This is a genomic window from Pseudoalteromonas sp. NCIMB 1079, assembly GCF_040567695.1.
In the GTDB taxonomy this organism is placed as follows: Bacteria; Pseudomonadota; Gammaproteobacteria; order Enterobacterales; family Alteromonadaceae; genus Pseudoalteromonas; species Pseudoalteromonas distincta.
The window spans coordinates 3,500,035-3,519,284 of sequence record NZ_JBEWZA010000001.1; the positions used below are offsets into that span (position 1 = coordinate 3,500,035).

A 19,250-nucleotide genomic window follows, 5' to 3' on the forward strand; every position below is an offset into this window, starting at 1 on the left:
CGTCACATTAAAAACATCGATTCAACATTAAAAAAACATCTAAGCCATTATTTTAAAAGCAAAAATTTTAGACCAATAAAAAGGTTAAAAGTTTAAATTTTGTTTTGGCTTTAAAGCATTTTAACGATTAGAATCCCGCGCATTTATAGTTTCTCTTGGTTATTTATGTTTTTACTGCGATCTTTTATTTATTTATTATGCCTAGCGGGTGTTGCTCATTTAATTCAACTTGAAGGGTTTGAATTAAAACAGGATGCACTTTACAGTGAAGAAACTCTTACCGAACATATGCAAGATGTTTTAACTTTTTTAAGCTGTATTTTATTTTTTTACGCTTCGCGAATTAACTTTCAACTCAAAATACCGGCTGTATTACTAGCTGCGTTATCGGCAATGATGTTTGTGAGAGAGTTTGATACCTACCTCGACTTATACTTTTTTGATGGCGCTTGGCAAAGTATCGTCTATTCAATTTTAGCTGGCGTGTTTGTTTATTTAATAACAAACAGAGGAAGTATTTTTAACGCTTTAAAAGCCTATAGCCTCACTCCTAGTTATGGAATTTGCTTATCAGGCATGGTTACTTTACTCGCATTTTCGCGAATGATGGGCAAAGGCGCATTTTGGCATTCAGTAATGGGTGATGACTATGTACGTGCGGTAAAAAACATTGTTGAAGAAGGTATAGAAACGCTTGGCTATACTTTGATTTTTATTTCAGCCATTGAGCTTGTACTCATATGCCGAAAAAGAATGGCTAAAAATCACAAGCATTGCACTGATCAAGTAACTCAATAACGTAGCTAAATTTTTTATTGGTTACTTTTTTTACACTAAATTTGCTAATTGGTTTAATAAATCAATATACTGAGCCTGTTTTTATCAACTCACGTTTAATTGGATACCATGACTAAAGATATATTGCTGCATCCGTTTCTTCTTTCAATTGTAATGATCACAATTGCATTTGTACTAAAAGTGCTTGTTGATAAGCTTGCTAAAAGTCGCGCAGAAAAAAAAGAAAAAGACATCCGTTACATCGCACACAATATTAAGCACTTTATTAATTTTGTAATGATGATATCGCTGCTATTTGTGTGGTCGACCGAAATTCAAAACTTTGCACTTTCTATTGCTGCTTTTGCCGTGGCGATTGTACTTGCAACGCGTGAGTTTATTCAGTGTGTAATAGGCTTTTTTTACCTCGTAACAACTCGCCCGTTTAGAGTGGGTGATTGGATACAAGTAGGTGATTACTTTGGTGAAGTAGCTGAAACGGATTGGATAAAAACAACCATGCATGAAATTGATATACATACTTATCAATTTTCAAGAAAAACCATATACATACCTAATAATAAGCTGATTACCAGCTCTATTAAAAACTTAAATTTTGTAAAACGCTTTGTTACACATCATTTTATTATTGTCCGAAGAGAGAGCTTTAACCCTTACCCTATTCACGACACACTCACTGAGCAAGCTAAACTGTACTGCGAAGAGTTTCAAGAAGTAGCAAGCCGTTATAATTCGATGATTGAGCGTAAACTTGATGCAAAAATATCTGGCCCAGAGCCGGTAATTCACTTTGGTACAACCGATTTAGGTGAATTTAAAGCAAGCTTTACCTTGTTTTGCCCGACAGAAAAAGCGCTTGAGATAGAGCACAAATTAACAGAGTGCTTTTTTGCGTTATGGTACAAAGAGGCTGAAAAAAATAAAGAAGGTGAAGGAGAGGCATAAACCTCGCCTACACAAAGTAAAAATACAAATCGTAGGTGCGAATTTATTTCGCGCTCTATTTCTAAGTCTGTATTTAAAAAGCGAGGTATAAAACCTCACCTACCCAAAGTAAGAATGCAAATCGTAGGTGCGAATTTATTTCGCGCCCTATTGCGTGAGCGTATATTTAAAAGGCGAGGTGTAAAACCTCACCTACAATAAACATCAAGCACGTAGGTAGGAATTCACTTCGCGCTTGAGTAATATTTAAGCTGTACCACCGACCGTTAACTGATCAATTTTAAGGCTTGGTTGGCCTACGCCTACCGGTACGCTTTGACCATCTTTACCACAAACACCAACACCTTTATCAAGTGCTAAGTCGTTACCAACCATAGATATTTGCTGCATTACTTCTGGTCCATTACCAATAAGCGTTGCGCCTTTAATTGGTTGGGTAATTTTACCATTTTCGATTAAATACGCTTCTGATGCGCTAAATACAAACTTACCTGAGGTTATATCAACTTGTCCGCCGCCAAAGTTAGGCGCGAATACCCCTTTTTTAACTGAGCTTATAATATCTGCTTGACTGTGCTCACCACCTAACATGTAGGTGTTAGTCATGCGAGGCATTGGTAAATGCGCATAAGACTCACGACGTGCGTTACCGGTAGGATTTACACCCATTAAACGCGCGTTTAGCTTATCTTGCATATAGCCTTTTAAAATACCGTTTTCGATAAGTACGTTGTAAGCGGCTGGTGTGCCTTCATCATCAACATTAAGTGACCCACGGCGATCAGCCATGGTGCCATCATCAACAACAGTACACAGCTCAGATGCTACTTTTTGGCCCACTTTACCACTAAACGCAGACGCGCCTTTGCGGTTAAAGTCGCCTTCAAGTCCATGCCCTACTGCTTCGTGTAAAAGCACGCCAGGCCAACCATTACCAAGTACAACTTCCATCGTGCCTGCAGGTGCATCAATAGCTTCAAGGTTTACTTTAGCTTGGCGTACAGCTTCTTCAGCAAATTCCATCCAACGTGGTTTACCATCAACAAGCTCTTTAAAGTAACCATAATCTAAACGTGCACCACCACCTGCGCCACCGCGTTCACGGCGACCATTTTTTTCAAGCAGCACTGAGCAGTTTAAACGAATAAGCGGGCGAATATCGGTGGCAAACGTACCATCACTTGCTGCGATTAATACTTCTTCGTATACCGCTGACATTGAGCTAATTACTTGCTCTGCATCGGGTGCTAGTTCACGAATATAGTTTTCAAGTTCGCGTAATAAACTCACCTTGTCGGTATCGCTCATACTCGAAATTGGCTGATGCGCTGCAAACTGCTCTTTAGCTTTAACATCACTAAATACTTTAATCGCTCTATCTTCGCCAGCATCTGCGATGCTACGAGCCGCTGTAGCCGCTTTATTAAGTGCTTCAAGATTTATTGCATCAGAGTAAGAAAAACCTGTTTTTTCGCCGCTTACAGCACGTACACCAACGCCACGCTCAACGTTATAAGAGCCTTCTTTAACTAAGCCGTCTTCAAGCACCCATGATTCGTGGTGGCTTGATTGAAAATATAAATCGGCGTAATCCACTTTATGCTGATGTATGTAAGCGAGCGTTTTTTCGAGCTCTTCTCTATTTAGCTGGCTGTCTTGTAGTAAATGCTGTTCAACCGAATTCATAATAAATGCTCTCTAAATCGTTGATGAGACTGCACGGGCATATCTCGTCTAATTTTTTGTAACTGGTCTAAATCTGCGTTGCAGCTTATAAAACCGGTGCCTGTTGGCAATTCACTCAGGGTATTGCCCCAAGGTGAAATAATAATACTGTGGCCATATGTTTGTCGGCCATTTTCATGTGTACCGTACTGAGCAGCTGCAACTACATAACATTGTGTTTCTATTGCGCGAGCTGCTAATAGCGGTTGCCAATGCGCTTGCCCTGTAGGGACTGTAAATGCACTGGGTACTAAAATAATATCGGCGCCTTGGCGTACTAGTTCGTTAAATAAGCCACTAAAGCGCAGATCATAACATACTGTTAAGCCAATTTTACCAAAGGGAGAATCAACAACCACTACATCGCGACCTGCTTGGGTAAAATCTGACTCTCGATAGCTACCTGTTTTATCATCAACGGTTACATCAAATAAATGTATTTTGTTATACGTTGCAACCAGCTCGCCTTGATTATTATATAAGTGCGATGCTGCGTAATACTTATGTTCGTTAAATAGCTCAGGCATTGTGCCTGCATTTAACCAAATATTATGGTGTTGGCACAATTCACTAAGTTGTAATTTGTATTGATCAACTTGCTTAGCAACACGTAACGTATCGTTACCACTTTTACTAAACACTAAAAAAGCTTCTGGCAAGCAAACAAGTAATGGTCTTGTTGCTGGCAGAGTTTTAAGTGCGCGCTTTAAGCTTGCTATGTTGTCATCAGGGTTTAGCCCTGAACACATTTGTAGGGCAACTATTGTGGGTGTGCTTATGCTTGCTGTTTTGTTCATTACGTTACTGTTACTTGTGCATCTTTAAGTTTTAAATCGACTGATGCTTGTGGCTGATTTTGCGCAGCTTGAGGTAGTGTAACTTCACGACTTTTTCTGTCGAGTTCTTGAACAATAGGATCGTTCATTTTACCCGTTACTTTAAAATTGATCTCTGAGATGACGCGCGCAGAATGAATAACTTTATCAAGTGCTAAAGCAGCAAGCCCTGTTACTGGATTAACCATCCATGCCACTATAACCGGAATGCTTGAGGTTACTTGTGGCGCTACAGCAAGGTCGTAATCTATATCTAGCGTATTTAAGTTTGCGTAGCCTTTAATTGTTAAATCGGCAGGCACACCGTCCATTTTAGTATCTTTAGTGTAAGCGATACCGTTTTCTAACTGCATAGAGCCTTGCATGCTGTTATAAAAAAAGCCCTTTGAAAATACATCTCTAAAATCAAGTTTCAGTTTGCGCACGAGTGAATCAAGGCTCAACAGCGAAAATACGCGTGCACCACCATCACTTATTTCAGTTAAGTGACCTTCCCCTAAATCCCAAGTAACCTCACCACTTAAAGTTTTCACATCAAAATCATAAGGTGCTGCTTGCCAAGTAAGATCATAATTTAGATCAGCTTTAGAATCCTTAATTGCAGAGGTAATATCAAACTCGCCAAACAATGCGCCTATATCATCACTTTTAAGCTCACCACTTAGCGTTGTTAAACCATTTTGCCACTGCCCTTTAGTGCGCAGTACATGATCTCCTTTATCGATTACAAGTTCTGATATCGATAAGCGCTCGCCATCACCTAATAATGACGCACTCACTTTATCAAGCTGGTAGCGATCAATTTTGCAGTCACTACATTCAAACTCAATGGCAGGTATTTTAGTAAGCCAGCTCAAGTCTTCCTCAGGAAGTACATCTGTTATTTCAATTAATTGCTCGCTAGGCTGTGCAAAATTAAGCCTTAAGTAATCGGCATTAATTCGTATAGGCATGCTCGGTTGTGATGTAGGAATAAAAACCCCAGCTCTAAGTTCTTTAGCATTTAGCTTTAGGTATAAATCGTCTTTTGATGGTGCTAAACGCATTTCAAAATCATTAAAGATGATGTTACTCGCATCAAGCATACCTATATTTGCGACCACCTCATTAAGCGGTGGCATAATCCCTTTTGATTTTTTATCTGGGTTTGATTTACCTGCTTTAATTATTTGATCTATCAGATCAAACCAAGGCACTAATTCACTCTGCTCAAGATTTATATTTACGCTTAAGTCTTTTTGGTTTAATCCTAAGTCTTGTTTTCCGAGCACAAAATGGACATTACTAAACTGTGATTTTCCATTTTCTAAAATAGCATTAAAGTAAAACTGTTGATTAGCGTTTGCTGTAATGAGATTAGAAATATCATCACCTTGAACTACTGCATCAAGCGCCCACATTTGTTCGCTATTTTTATTATAAGGTGCGGGTAAGTTACTCGTTAAGCCAAGTAGTTCTGAGTTTACCTGTGCACGGTAATTAAAGCCTTGTTCGGTAAAATTAAGTACTAAACCAATATCAACATCGCTTTGCCCGCTTAAATAATTTTTTAATATACCTTGTCCACTGTCAATTAATGTATCGGCGTCAATTTTGGCGTTTATATCTATGTTTGCTTGGTAATTTTTAGCATCACTTTTGCTGCTGTAATTAATATTTAGCGGCATGCCCAACCACTTCGCAGTCGCATTTTTAAGTGTGATGTTGTCGTTTTTAAAATTAAGCTCGCCAGTTAAGTTTTTAAGCTCAATACCTGGCGTTGCTATAAATACTGGCAAGTCATTTAAATTAACTTTGCCGCTAACACTGGCTCCGCCTTTAAACTTAGAGCCTACTAAAAGCTCAATACTGGCATCGGCTTCGCCTTTGCCCTGTACAACTTTAAAAATTTCAGCAAGAGGTTTGGCAATAGGTGTCGCTGCAAAAAAGTCATATAACTTTTCCATCTCTGCTTTTTTATCAATTTGCACAATAAGTTCATCAGCATTCATTAAATCTGCAATGCTCACCTGTACACTATTACCAATATCTAAATTAACCAACTTGCCTTGCTGGCTATATATGTCCATCCGCTCATTAGCAAAATTTAGCTGTACATTAGCATTAGTGACCGCAGGCCAATCAGGGTCAAACTCATAGGTTGCATTGTCTATTTGTGCTAATACATCAAACTGACCACTACCATCAGTAAATGGGAAACCAGACAAAGGCCCTGCAAATAAGACCTGTGCTTTAGATACTTCTCCGCCTTTAATTGCACCATTTAAATAGCTAACAAGTTCAGGGCTCATCGCTTTTAATGGGAAGTAATGACCTGCAATATTGGCATCTGGAGCGAATGCTTCTGCGTAAAGATCTAATCGAGGATCATCTGTTAGACTAATTTGTAATTCTGCAGCAAGAGTAACTTCATCATTATCAAACCAGATATTGTCACTACTTATATGCCAGCCATCATCTCGCTTAGCTAAATCTAGCTCTACATTTAGCTGATTATAATTTATGTCGTTACTAAAGCTTTCGCCTGTAACTAATGTGCCATTTTCACCAAATAAATTTATTCGACCACTACTTTGGGTAAGTAAACCATTTACTCTAAGTCCTTGCGCTGCTCGCACCGATCTTAATTCTTGCCAGCCAATATTGTTAGCCTCAAACCATAATTGCCATTGCTGTGCATTAGAAAAACTTAAATAAGCTTGATCTATTTGCCCACTAGGTTGGCGTTCTAAAAATGGTTCAAGTGCATTAAAATTACTTAGCCCGGCTAGGTTACTCAGTAATTCAAAATCAACTTGATGCAGCCACACTTTATTCTGCAGCCCTAGTTGGGCTTCAAACTCTAAACTTGGCCATGTTTTATCGTTACTATTAAATGTTAAACCGGTGCTTTTTAAGTGCCAGCTATTTTGTTCTGGATATAGATGGAATCCACCTTCACTCAAACTAACTTGGTGGCTTTGCTCTTCTCGCTGCCAGCGTACAAAGCTTGGTAACCACTGCATTTTCACATCGCTTACAAAACCTTTATCTAGTTTTAGCCATGCTTGTAAATTAATATCGCTATGCAGTTGTTGTTTTTGCGTATTTATATATTGCGCTAACCAATTAGATACATCGACCTTATTAGCCTGTACATAAATGTCGCCCGCAACCTGCTCTAGAGTATCCCCGGTAAGTGCTATGCGCGCGTCAAAGTCTCCGACCGAAATACCCGGCAGTGCCAGGCTTCCACTACCAAGGTGCTGCTCATCTTCATTTTGCCAAACAATGTTTTGAAGAAGTAATTTACGTTCTTTACCGTCTTCTAAAATAAAGTTAATACTGGAATTTTCTATTGCAAAATGACCCGTTTTACCCAAAAACAGTTCTTCAATTAGCTCTTTTTGCTCAAAAGAAACTTCGTCGTTATCACCGGTTTTAAATAAGTTGGTGATATTTACACTGGTATGAAAACCATTAATAACAAAATAATTAGATCTAAGTTGCAGTGCTTTTAAGCTTTCCCATAGGTTTAGCTCTAAGCTGGTTTTAGCAATGGTGAGTGATATTGGTGCGGTTTCGTTATCTTTAAACGATAAATTTTCTAGCACTAATGCAGGACCACTGCCCTGCCAACTAGCTGATATTTCACCAATAGATAAGCTTATTTCAAACTTTTCGTGTAAATAGCTTTCTATGTCACCTTTGTACTCGTTTGCATACGGGAGGGTATATTTTAAAATTGAAACAATAACGGCCAGTAATACCAAAATTATGGCGCAGGTCTGCCATAACTTTCTAAAACAAAAAAAACAGACCGCTTTTGCTTTCATTACATCATTACCACATCAAACTGTTCTTGGCTGTATAAGCTCTCTGTTTGAATATTGACTTGCTTACCAATAAATAGTTCAAGCTCAGCAAGGTTATGATACTCATCGTTTAGTAGGGCCTCACTTACAGCAGGCGCTGCATACACCATAAACTTGTCCGCTGCGTATGCTCGGTTAACACGCACTATTTCACGTAGTATTTCGTAGCAAACCGTTTCAACTGTTTTTTGTGAACCACGACCGGAACATGCTGGGCATACATCACATAAAATATGCTCTAAGCTTTCGCGTGTACGTTTACGCGTCATTTCAACAAGGCCAAGCGCTGAAAGCCCGTTAATATTCGTTTTAGTGCGATCTTTTGCAAGGGCTGATTCAAGTGAATGAAGCACCCGCCTTTTATGATCCTCACTTACCATATCGATAAAGTCGATAATGATAATACCGCCTAAGTTACGCAGCCTGAGCTGGCGGGCAATTGCAGAGGTTGCTTCTACATTGGTATTAAAAATCGTTTCTTCTAAATTACGATGCCCTACAAATGCGCCTGTATTAACATCAACAGTCGTCATTGCTTCTGTTTGGTCAATAATTATATAACCACCCGATTTTAGCGTAACTTTACGATGTAGTGCTTTTTGAATTTCGTTTTCAACGTCAAACAAGTCAAATATAGGTCGCTCGCCTGGGTAGTATTCAAGCACTTGAGAAAGCTGTGGAACAAACTCTTCTGTAAATAACTTTAGTTCTTCATAGCTGAGTTTAGAGTCAACGCGAATGCGCTCCATATCTTCGCCTACGTAGTCACGCAGGGTTCTAAAGGCAAGCGTTAAATCTTCGTGTAGGATACTGGCTTTACTCGTTTTTCTACGACGTGATGTTATTTTTTCCCATAATTTTCTTAAAAAGCCGGCATCGTGTCGTAATTCAGCTTCGCTAGCACCTTCGGCAGCTGTACGTACGATAAAGCTGCCATTTTCATCGCCATATTCTGCGACTATTTTTTTAAGACGTGAGCGCTCTTCTTCAGTTTCTATACGCTGACTAACCCCTACATGGGTCGCATCAGGCATAAACACTAAATAGCGAGAAGGAATAGTTATATCAGTGGTGAGCCTTGCGCCTTTAGTGCCTAGCGGATCTTTTACCACTTGCACCATAATGTATTGGCCTTGACGAACTAACTCTCTAATATCTTGTACTTTTTTTATTGGTACGTCGTCTACGCCTTCAACAATAGAGGCACTATTTACAATATCGGATGCATGCAAAAATGCAGCCTTTTCGAGGCCGATATCAACAAAAGCAGCCTGCATACCCGGAAGTACACGGCTTATTTTTCCTAAGTAAATATTGCCTACAATACCTAGATTACCGATTCGCTCTAGCTGTATTTCTTGCAGTACACCGTTTTCTATTAGGGCAACACGGCTTTCGCTCGGTGTGACATTGATCAGTAATTCTGTACTCATGTTACCTTCTTAAGAATGTTTTTAATAATTGTTCGGTTTCATATAAAGGTAAGCCTACAACAGAAAAATAGCTACCCGCAATGTGAGTTACAAAGCGGCCGCCTAAACCTTGGATACCGTAGCCACCGGCTTTATCTTGTGGCTCACCTGACTCCCAATAAGCATTAATTTCTTCATCTGTTAAGGTTTTAAAAGTAACATCTGTGCTTACAACACAGCTAAGCACATCATTTTGCGTTGCAAATGCAACTGCGGTAAGAACTTGATGCGTGTTACCCGATAGGCGTTTTAACGTGTGTGTAAAATCGTTTTTATCGCGAGGTTTACCCAATGACTCGTTATCTATAACAACCACGGTATCACTACCAAGTACAGGGCGATCGGTATATCCAAGCTCTACACCGCTTTGGGCTTTCAAGCGCGCTAAACGCTCAACAAGTGCTCTAGGTTGCTCGTTTGGAAGTGGGCTTTCATCTGCATCAACACTAAACTGTGTAAATTCGACACCTAATTGGCTTAATAACTCTTTACGACGGGGAGAGGCTGATGCCAAATATACTGCGGTAGTCATTACCTGATCCTAAAATGTCTGCGATATTTACGAAGTAGTAAAAAGACCCAAAACCAGCTAACCATTCCGGTTGCTACTGGCCATAAGTACTGTGGATTAAAATAAACACCTAACAAAAAGTGATTTAGCCAAAACTGCATTAAGTGATACAGCGTTAAAAATAAACCAATTAGTAGGCTTTGTTGCCAAAGCGAAAAGTTACGAATTTTTTGAAAGTTGCTCGCGGTTACAAAAATACATACCGAGAATGTAAGCGAGTTCACGCCCAGCGGTGAGCCAGACGCTAAATCGATTAATAAACCAACAACCCAAGCAGTACCAATATTTAAACGATGCGGTACTGCTAGCGACCAATACATAAGTACAAGTAAAACCCAGTCAGGTCTAAATGGCTCAAACGAAAATGGAAGTGGCATTAGTGCCATTATTAACGCAAAAAAGATGCTTAGCGCAATTAACAATGAATAACGGTTAATCATCGCTGATTTGCTCCTGTTGATTACGCCATAAAATAACCAGTAAGCGAATGCGATCTAGTTGCGCAATAGGTTCTGCAAAAACTTGTGCAAACGGTCGCCCTTCATCACGATTTATTTCGGTTACTACTGCCACCGGGTACCCTTCAGGAAATGTCCCCCCTAAACCCGATGTAACAAGTACATCGCCAATTCGCACATCTAAACTGTGTGGAACGTGAGAGAGCTTAACGACGTTAATTTTACCTATGCCTTCAACAACCGTTCGTACATCGTTACGAAGTATACGTACAGGTGTGGCATGTGTGGTGTCGGTCATTAGTAGCACGCGTGAAGTTGTTGAACCAACCTTTGTAAGCTGCCCTACTACACCCATTTCATCAATTACAGCTTGGCCTTCACTAAGCTCGTCAGTTGTACCACGGTTAATAACAACCTGATGACTATACGGGTTTGAATGTACAGAAAGTACCTGAGCAATAATTTTACGATTTGATTGCTTTGCAGATGAGCCTAATAAGGCGCGCAGTTTTTGATTTTCTCTGGCTAGAAATTGATACTGCTGAAGTTGCTCGCTTTGTAGCATTTGCTTTTTTTTCAGCGCTTCGTTTTCAGTAAGAAGTTGATCCCGCGTATGCAGGCTTTTAGCACTTAAGCTAAATAATTCGTAGGGTAAATTAGCAACATAGATTAGTGGGCTAACTAGAGTATTAAGGCTGGTACGAACAACGGTACCACCTTGCGTATATCTGTCTCCAACTATGAGTACGATACTCAAAAGCACTGCGACAAAAAGTCGCAGTTGCAAAGAGACTGTGCGTCCAAACATTAATTTCATTAGTCGTAACTAAAAACGTCACCACCATGAACATCGATCATTTCTAATGCTTTACCACCACCACGCGCAACACACGTAAGTGGATCATCAGCTACAACAACCGGAATACCCGTTTCTTCCATTAATAAACGGTCTAAATCTTTTAACAATGCACCACCGCCAGTAAGTACCATGCCGTGCGCAGAGATATCTGATGCCAGCTCTGGTGGTGATTGCTCAAGCGCAACCATTACTGCACTCACAATACCCATTAACGGCTCTTGTAAAGCTTCTAGGATTTCGTGTGAGTTAAGCGTGAATGAACGCGGAACACCTTCGGCAAGGTTACGACCACGCACTTCAATTTCGATTGGCTCATCAGTTTTGAACGCAGAGCCAATTTGATGCTTAATATTTTCAGCTGTCGCTTCACCAATTAAGCTACCAAAGTTACGACGTACATAATTAATAATAGCTTCGTCAAACTTATCGCCACCAATACGAACAGATGATGAGTAAACAACACCGTTAAGTGAAATAATAGCCACTTCAGTTGTACCACCACCAATATCAACAACCATAGAACCTGTTGCTTCTGATACTGGTAAACCTGCGCCAATAGCTGCTGCCATTGGTTCTTCAATTAAGTAAACTTCACGAGCACCAGCACCCATTGCAGATTCACGTATTGCACGTTTTTCTACTTGAGTAGCACCACACGGTACACAAATTAGTACACGCGGACTTGGGCGCATAAAGTTATTGTTATGCACTTGCTTAATGAAGTGTTGTAACATTTTTTCAGTTACATAAAAATCAGCAATTACACCGTCTTTCATTGGACGGATTGCTTTAATATTTCCCGGTGTACGGCCTAGCATTTGTTTTGCTTCTGTACCTACAGATGCAACACTTTTAGGTCCACCAGCGCGTTCTTGGCGAATAGCAACAACAGAAGGTTCGTTTAATACAATACCTTCTTCTTTTACATAAATTAGGGTATTGGCTGTACCCAAGTCGATCGATAGATCGTTAGAAAAAATACCACGGAGTTTTTTAAACATGAGGCTGGATGACCTTTGAAATACGTTCTTATATTAGCTGCCTCACTTTAACATGCTCAACTATATGAGCAATATAAAGCGCAGCGCCTTTGTGAATTTGTGAAAAAAGGAAGCAAAGCTTCCTTAATTGAGTTTATCGTTCGCGAACTAAGCGAAAACCAATGTAGTTAGATCTAAAATCAGGCGCTAAAATTAAACGCGTAGATGCACGAGCAAGGCTTGGTGCAAAGTTCCACGCTCCGCCTCTTACTGCTACATCAGACTCACCTGATTCTTTATCGGTCCATTCCCATACATTGCCTACGGTATCGTATAATCCAAATGCATTTGGAGAAAAAGAACCTACTGGTGATGCACGTCTATTTGACCATTCACTACCACACCAACCACAGTTAGCTAGGTTTTTACCAATTTCGTTACCCCAAGGGTATTCTGTTTCGGTTCCTGCACGTGCTGCGTATTCCCACTCAACTTCGTTAGGTAAACGAAATTGCTGCCCTGTTTGACCCGATAACCACTCAGCGTAAGCTTTTGCATCGTTATAAGTTAAACATACAGCAGGAAAGTCACTGCCTTGCTCAAAACCAGGATTACGCCAATTTAAATTTGCTTCCCATACTGGTTCGCCATTTAAATAATACGCACACCCTTTATTTTTTTCCGCTTGAGTTTTATAACCTGTATTTGCTACAAACTTCTCGTAGGCACCTACGGTTACCTCTTTACTTTGCATAGCGAAAGAATTTGCTATTACTTTTTCAATTACTGGACGTTCATTAGCTAAACCATTGCCATTAATATCGCCCATTTTAAATTTGCCTGCAGGAATAACGACAACCGGCGTTTCAACGTTTGCATTTAATACATTAACGTTTTCACTAACCTGACGCGTTGTTACTTCTGGTTGCTCTCGAGTATAGGTCGGTGCAGCAATCGACTTAGGCTTTTTTACCAAATTTGCATTAATTGTTTGTGCTTTATTCAAATCAACACGAACTTGATAAGGCTTATAGCCAAGCTTACGTATTTCAATGTTGTGAATACCCGGAGGTAAACGCGTGATCAAGCGTGTTGAGCCAAAGCTTACACCATCGATAAACACTTCATCGTCGTATACGTTTGAACGTAATGTCAGCTCTATTGATTGATCCTTCTTCTTATTAAGGATAGAAGGGTAATCTTTTTTCACCGATGCAGGTTTAACTGAATAATCACGTACTGGCTGCTTTTCTAAACGAGAAACCGACACCGTGTTGCTATTATCCGCGCTATTACTGAATGTTAACTGACTATCAGTAAATGTTGTGCCATAAGCGGGTTGATAAGCAGCAGTAAGTGGCGTGCCGTACTCAGAACAATAACGGTTATCAATGCTTAATAAGCTACATAAACGGCTGCTGTTTACTTCGCCGCGCATGGTTACACTTAAGTTAACGTTGTAGTTACCTTGGCCGCTAAATGCACTGTTAACTACATGGCTACTTAATATTTGTACTTGAGCGCCAGCCAAATTACGTTTTGGCTCAACAATGCGCTCTTCTGTTAAGTTGGCAAATATTTGATCTACAAAGCGTTTAGTTGCTTTTTGTAGACCCATTTGTTGACCGCGTTGCTCACACGCTGCTAGCGTTTCTGTTCGCTTACAGTTAATAGTATGGTTAACTTCAAGCGTGCCTTCACGTGTAAACTCGTTACGTAAACGCTCTACTCTGGCTGTAGTTAACTGCTCTTTTAAACTTTCTAAAGTATTTAAAAGCGTATGCTTAGCAACACGAATTTGCTCTATATCTTTACGGTGGGATGCAATTGCCGCCAACTGCATAGAAATATCATCTTTATTTTGCTTATGATCAATCACCGCTTTTTGATAGCGTGATTGAGCCGCACTAATATTAATAGTGGGATCGTCAATTAAACGACGGTACATTTCGTTCATCGCATCGAGCGCTTGGTTTTTTTCTTTATCTAGCTCTGTAGAACGAGAACGAAGTAGCTCTAGTTGATTTTGTAACTGACTTTCTTCTTTAAGATGTTTTTCAAGTATTCTTGTCGAGTTATCGTATTCTGTCTGTTTAACACTAATCTCTGACTCAATTCCAGTTACTGTAGCTGTGTCTTGTGCAAATGCACTACTAGCTAACAAACTAGCTGAAATTAACAGAGATAAAGGAGTAATTCGCATATATTCCAGTCCCAAAAAGCGGCAATTATTTGGTCGTTATTATTTATTATAATTAAAGCCTTATGCTATGTACTTGCAGCACAAAACACAAGCTTTGTTCAATTATTATCTTAGTTTACAACTATTCGCGTGTTTCACGCCAGTAAATAACCCGATCATTTCCTCTAAAGCGTCCAAATTGTAAAATAGTACGAGGATCAAGCTGTGTTTCATCCCCCTGCCAATCCCACTTTAACCAATCATAAGTATTATATTCTAGGATAAATTCACCCAAACCATTTGGCTGTGCATAAATACCATTGTTTGCAGGATACACTCCCGCCTCTAACTGGCCAGATACACCTGTTCCATATTCATAGGCTAATTGCGGGCTGCTAGGTGATATTTGAGTGATTTTGGTATGATCAAATACACTACAGTTATCTTCAGCGTTATTTACAAATCCACTGCCGTTGTAATACTGAGCCTGCATAGGAATAAGTAAAGGGTCGAGATCGGAGCCTGCGTTATTACCAAGTACTAAACGTCCAAACCTAAACTCTATTGGCAATGTATTTAGTCGTACACTATTACAGCCACCCGAACATGCTGTTTGTGTATTAGGTTTATCATTTGCATCAATGAGCGTTGCTCCTTCTATGTCAGAAAGCGTTGCCATTAAACTCACCATAGCAAACGGTCCATCTGCTTGCCCTACACCTAATCTTTGAAGTGTGGTGTTTATTTGGCTCATTTGCCATTGGCCGTCGCTTATATCTCCCCAGTTATTATTTCCTAGGTTTACTAAGCGGCTAGCAAAATTAGTTGCGGGTACATAGTTAGCTACTTCATTATTTTCGGCATTAATGGCTACACTGGACTTATCAAAGCCCTTTTTATAATTAGCCATTAGCTCACCATTTTGATTTTGTGCCTGTACTGTAAAGCCAAGTTCAAAAGGTTGATCGAGGTAAGTTAAATTACTGCCGTATTGCATGCATTGCGCGGCAGCTTGAAAACCTAATATTTGAAACTGTGAAGGTGCAAAACGGCCAATGTTATATAATTCACCTTTAACATCCCCCGCACCAAAGTAATCAGCATCTTGAAGACCTGCTGTCAAATCAATAATGCCAACTTGGTCGTAATTATACTGCGATATAGATTCACTCAAACTACCAGTGTCACTAAAGGCAACAGTGCTCATCGCTTCAAGCGTACCTTGAACGCCTGGCGTAGGCGCTTTAAGTAATACCTCTAAAAGCTGTCTCTTATACACAAATCCCTGCTAAGAAATTAGCGGGGATTTTTTTGAACTAAATCTCAATGTCATGATCAGATCTTCAAATCTTGTTTGAGGGCACATTATGATTAACGAACATACTCATTGGGCAAAACAACAATTCGGTAAATCGGACTTAGGTGATCCAAGAAGAACAGCGCGTCTGGTAAAGTTAGCATCAACGCTTGCAAATGAACCAGGAAAACCACTTGTGAACATCACTCAATCCCCCGCCGATATGGAAGGTGCCTACCGCTTTATTCGCAACGAGAATATTGACGCAACGGCTATAGCAGAGTCAGGCTTTAAAGCCACGGTTGAACAAGCAAAAAGTCATAACTTATTGCTCGCATTAGAAGACACGACCACACTAATTTATAAGCATTCCTCCATTCGAGATGATTTGGGTCATGTCGGACGAGGAGCAAAACAACGAGGCTTGTTAGCTCATAGCGTATTACTGTTTGCGCCAGACACAAAGCAAGTTGTGGGATTAATTGAACAGTCTCGCTGGAGTCGTGATATCAACACGATTGGAAAAAGAGAAAAACACGCGACGACTTCTTACGAAGAAAAAGAAAGCTACAAGTGGGAGTCAGCGTCACGAGCGATGGCAGAGCGGCTGCAAGGACAAATGGCGATCGTGATATCGGTGTGTGACCGCGAAGCGGACATCTACGAATACTTGCAGTATAAACTGACCGAGCAGCAACGATTCGTCGTACGCTCGATGCAAAGTCGTCATATTGAAGAAGGTGAGGATAAGCTCTATGCGTTTGCAAGCGAGCTGATGAGTGCAGGCACCAAACACATCCACATTGCACAAAAAGGAGGAAGAAAAGCCCGAAGCGCAACACTGGATATCACCTATGCGCCAGTGACACTCAAAGCGCCTTACAATAAGAAAGGACACTCCCTCCCAGTTTACTATGTCGGCTGTACAGAGCGAGGAAACGCTAAGAACGGCTTAAGCTGGCACCTATTAACCAGTGAACCAGTCACCAGCAAAGAAGACGCCTTAGCTATCATCACCTACTATGAGCACCGTTGGCTTGTAGAGGAATACCATAAAGTCTGGAAAAGTGATGGTACGGATATCGAAAGTTTACGCCTTCAAAGCCAAGATAACATGGAAAGATTGGTGACGATTAATGGCTTTATTGCGACGCGAATATTGCAACTAAAGTTCACCAATGAGCAGCCTGATTCTCCAAGTTGTGAACAACTGTTATCTCCCAAAGCATGGAAGTTATTGTGGTTAAAGAGAATAAAAACACCATTGCCTGAAACTGCTCCAAATATGTCATGGGCGTATCAGGAACTGGCAAAGTTAGGAGGCTGGAAAGATACCAAGCGCACAGGGCGTGCATCTGTGAAAGTGTTATGGAAAGGATGGCTTAAGTTACAAGCCATCCTGGAAGGCTACGATTTAGCAAAATCTCTTGAGTCAGACTTGTGATCAAGAGACAGCTAAAAGAGGTTGCTCTGCAATAAAGTGCTTAGCAATGGTGTTATTTATTATATTGCTGTAGTTATCTGGGTAACCATCGTTGTTAGTGTCTTGCCCTGTTTGCCATTGCACCGCATTCATTTTTAAATCGAATGCTTCGCCAGTTAATCTAAATAAACTTCCATCAGCGTCTGCTGCATAACCATCACTTGCAATTTCCATCGCTAACCCAAATGGCTTTACAACATACTCATTTGAACTCCCCGTTAGATTTACTGATAAATTAGTGACTGGGTCTAAAATTAAATTGGTATTTACATTTAAACTCAATTTTCCTGCATCGAGATAATTTATAACAATCGGGGCTTTAGACTCACTATCAAAGTTTAGCGTGAACGATTTAGAGGCTTGCTCGACCGCAAAGGTATTATTGTTGTTACTAAGTGAAACCATATCAGAGCAACTTGCACCCGCACTGCATGTATAGGATAAATCTAAGCTTACATCGCCACCAGCGGGAAATACAGCTTCGCATACGCCCGTAGTGGTATTTGTTTTTACCGCTTGGATAGATAGCGCTTTTGCATTAAATCCAGTATTTGAAGGCTTTGCTGATAACTGAGTAGGAATTGTAGTATTTCCATCTGTATCATTATTAAAAATAAATCCAGCATCAGAAAACGTAACTTTACAGCCACTCAAACCAACATTATTACCACCGATATAACAACGAAGAGGTGCAGAAGACTCTGCAGTGTTATATCCAAATGTAACACTGCCTGTGGTGCGTTTAGCAAATTCGACAGCTGTTGAGCCTGTAAAATTAATATTCTCCCCTGTAACCCAACTTTGCTGACCACTATTATCTGGAGAAAGGTTTAAACTAGACGGCTCAGCAAATAATAAATCGCAGGCATCATTAGCGCAGGCTGTTAGTGTCATTTCTTTAGCTTCACACGTTAGAGCATTGTTATCGCTTATTGTTAAACGATAATGTTCCAGTGTTTCTGGTGTATAAATACCACAAAAACCAGGGATACTTTCGGGTACTGGTAGAGCGTCAAACGTTGAGCTCCCTTCGGTAATAATTTGAGTAGCCGATGTAATTGATCCCTGATACGTTACATTTTGAGCGATTCTTACCTCACCAGTGGCAACAATATAGCCCGCAATATTGGCATCTGCTGCAATAGCAACCGCTCCATCAACATAAATAGCTAAATATGCACCAGTTTCTACCACTATATTTGTTTTACCTATATTCAAAAATGAAGTTGATAGAAGTGAGGTTGTGTCTTTTAAAAAAATACGTGTAGGCGCTGTCACTCTGTATTGTGTTTCCAGCATACTTAACTGCAACTCATCGTAATAATACATTCATTTTGCTGCTTTGCATTGTGAGTGTTATTGGGTAATCAATAAAATCAGCCACAATATTTTCAGGGGCTATATCAACTAAATCTTTTGTAGTCCAAGGGAGTGACTGAATTATTTCTTCATCGCTGAGATTTGGTTTATCCATTTGCACTATTTGATAAAAATAGTGCGGTATAACTAAATTAACGGCACAAATATCAGTAGAAACCTCATTTGTACAAGCAACAATTGCAGCGGTATAATCAGTTTGCTCAGACACATTAACACTGTGAGAACTGTGAACCATCCATCGGTCGCTTTGTTTTTTTAAACATACTGCGTTAACAGTATCTGCGTAAGTTGCAACACCAATAGCTGTATTTGGATCTAAACTACGATTTAACCACGAAAACAGCTTTTCTTTCATATAGCTACTAATGTTAATTATGTATGAAATAAGTGTCGTACATTTTAACTACTTT

The 19,250-nt window shown here is 40.0% G+C and carries 15 protein-coding genes; 3 read left to right on the plus strand and 12 right to left on the minus strand.

What is annotated here, in order from left to right; translation table 11 throughout:
• Nucleotides 1-165: 165 nt before the first annotated feature.
• Together ABX891_RS16255 and ABX891_RS16260 are read left to right on the plus strand one after the other, a co-directional pair.
• Nucleotides 166-798 (plus strand): hypothetical protein, encoded by a 633-nt coding sequence (locus tag ABX891_RS16255; RefSeq protein WP_165742883.1) that lies wholly within the window; start codon nt 166-168, stop codon nt 796-798.
• A 108-nt stretch (nt 799-906) separates the two neighbouring features.
• Nucleotides 907-1,743: a mechanosensitive ion channel family protein gene (locus tag ABX891_RS16260; RefSeq protein ID WP_024597410.1), complete on the plus strand. Its 837-nt coding sequence runs from the start codon at nt 907-909 to the stop codon at nt 1,741-1,743.
• A 246-nt stretch (nt 1,744-1,989) separates the two neighbouring features.
• Here ABX891_RS16260 and tldD read toward each other — a convergent pair whose 3' ends face one another.
• The 10 genes from tldD to ABX891_RS16310 all read right to left on the minus strand — a co-directional run bounded on the left by tldD (nt 1,990) and on the right by ABX891_RS16310 (nt 15,959).
• The gene (gene tldD, locus ABX891_RS16265; RefSeq protein ID WP_024597409.1) at nt 1,990-3,429 is read right to left on the minus strand and encodes a metalloprotease TldD; all 1,440 of its coding nucleotides are present in this window, start codon (nt 3,427-3,429) and stop codon (nt 1,990-1,992) included.
• Nucleotides 3,426-4,265 carry a carbon-nitrogen hydrolase family protein gene (locus tag ABX891_RS16270; protein ID WP_309168193.1) on the minus strand — a complete coding sequence of 280 codons (840 nt, stop codon included), beginning with the start codon at nt 4,263-4,265 and terminating at the stop codon, nt 3,426-3,428. The genes tldD and ABX891_RS16270 overlap by 4 nt, the downstream gene beginning before the upstream one ends.
• Nucleotides 4,265-8,119: a YhdP family protein gene (locus ABX891_RS16275; RefSeq protein WP_309168192.1), complete on the minus strand. Its 3,855-nt coding sequence runs from the start codon at nt 8,117-8,119 to the stop codon at nt 4,265-4,267. Before ABX891_RS16275 ends, ABX891_RS16270 begins: the two co-directional genes overlap by 1 nt.
• Complete coding sequence (gene rng / locus ABX891_RS16280) at nt 8,119-9,591, minus strand: ribonuclease G (protein ID WP_002958405.1); 1,473 nt, start codon at nt 9,589-9,591, stop codon at nt 8,119-8,121. Before rng ends, ABX891_RS16275 begins: the two co-directional genes overlap by 1 nt.
• Before the next feature lies 1 nt (nt 9,592).
• Entirely contained in the window at nt 9,593-10,162 is a 570-nt protein-coding gene (locus tag ABX891_RS16285; protein ID WP_002958404.1) for a Maf family protein, read from the minus strand.
• Nucleotides 10,162-10,641 (minus strand): rod shape-determining protein MreD, encoded by a 480-nt coding sequence (gene mreD / locus ABX891_RS16290; RefSeq protein ID WP_002958403.1) that lies wholly within the window; start codon nt 10,639-10,641, stop codon nt 10,162-10,164. Before mreD ends, ABX891_RS16285 begins: the two co-directional genes overlap by 1 nt.
• Nucleotides 10,634-11,476 carry a rod shape-determining protein MreC gene (gene mreC, locus ABX891_RS16295; RefSeq protein ID WP_309168188.1) on the minus strand — a complete coding sequence of 281 codons (843 nt, stop codon included), beginning with the start codon at nt 11,474-11,476 and terminating at the stop codon, nt 10,634-10,636. The genes mreD and mreC overlap by 8 nt, the downstream gene beginning before the upstream one ends.
• Nucleotides 11,476-12,519 carry a rod shape-determining protein gene (locus ABX891_RS16300; RefSeq protein WP_002958401.1) on the minus strand — a complete coding sequence of 348 codons (1,044 nt, stop codon included), beginning with the start codon at nt 12,517-12,519 and terminating at the stop codon, nt 11,476-11,478. Before ABX891_RS16300 ends, mreC begins: the two co-directional genes overlap by 1 nt.
• Before the next feature lie 133 nt (nt 12,520-12,652).
• Nucleotides 12,653-14,701: an SUMF1/EgtB/PvdO family nonheme iron enzyme gene (locus ABX891_RS16305; RefSeq protein ID WP_149593385.1), complete on the minus strand. Its 2,049-nt coding sequence runs from the start codon at nt 14,699-14,701 to the stop codon at nt 12,653-12,655.
• A 121-nt stretch (nt 14,702-14,822) separates the two neighbouring features.
• Entirely contained in the window at nt 14,823-15,959 is a 1,137-nt protein-coding gene (locus tag ABX891_RS16310) for a DUF6701 domain-containing protein (RefSeq protein WP_354630015.1), read from the minus strand.
• Between the two features lie 88 nt (nt 15,960-16,047).
• On the opposite strand from ABX891_RS16310, the gene ABX891_RS16315 reads away from it, so the two are divergent.
• A complete protein-coding gene (locus ABX891_RS16315) occupies nt 16,048-17,421 on the plus strand; it encodes an IS4 family transposase (protein WP_354630017.1) in 1,374 nt (457 codons plus the stop codon).
• Here the strand turns inward: ABX891_RS16315 and ABX891_RS16320 are convergent, their stop codons facing one another.
• Together ABX891_RS16320 and ABX891_RS16325 are read right to left on the minus strand one after the other, a co-directional pair.
• A complete protein-coding gene (locus ABX891_RS16320) occupies nt 17,422-18,789 on the minus strand; it encodes a DUF6701 domain-containing protein (protein ID WP_354630018.1) in 1,368 nt (455 codons plus the stop codon). It abuts the gene before it with no gap.
• A complete protein-coding gene (locus tag ABX891_RS16325; RefSeq protein WP_197098874.1) occupies nt 18,773-19,195 on the minus strand; it encodes a hypothetical protein in 423 nt (140 codons plus the stop codon). Before ABX891_RS16325 ends, ABX891_RS16320 begins: the two co-directional genes overlap by 17 nt.
• Nucleotides 19,196-19,250: the final 55 nt, after the last annotated feature.